Source organism: Psychromonas arctica (assembly GCF_038155225.1).
Lineage (GTDB): Bacteria > Pseudomonadota > Gammaproteobacteria > Enterobacterales > Psychromonadaceae > Psychromonas > Psychromonas arctica_B.
In genome coordinates this window covers 1-209 of sequence record NZ_JBAKBA010000446.1, presented here as the reverse complement: position 1 = coordinate 209, position 209 = coordinate 1, and the positions used below count along the sequence as shown (strand labels likewise).

The window sequence follows — 209 nt, the reverse complement described above, 5'->3', positions numbered from 1 at the left end:
ATAAGCTATCTTCAACGATGATTCGAACCAGAGGGTGCGGTAACGTTCATGCAGATAGTGTCCATCGTTGTTCAGACTGTTGAATACATTCTGGTGCTAGACCTTCAGGGCCTCCGATCAATAGGCTAATATTCCGCCCATCATGCAGCCACTTTGTCATTTCATTGTCTAATTGTTCAGTTGTCCAGGATTTACCAGTCACTTCTAGC

1 pseudogene is annotated in these 209 nt (G+C 44.5%); it reads right to left on the bottom strand.

The features are described from left to right. Positions 1-49 precede the first annotated feature (49 nt). A pseudogene (locus V6255_RS19040) lies at positions 50-209 on the bottom strand (23S rRNA (pseudouridine(1915)-N(3))-methyltransferase RlmH); the annotation flags it as partial.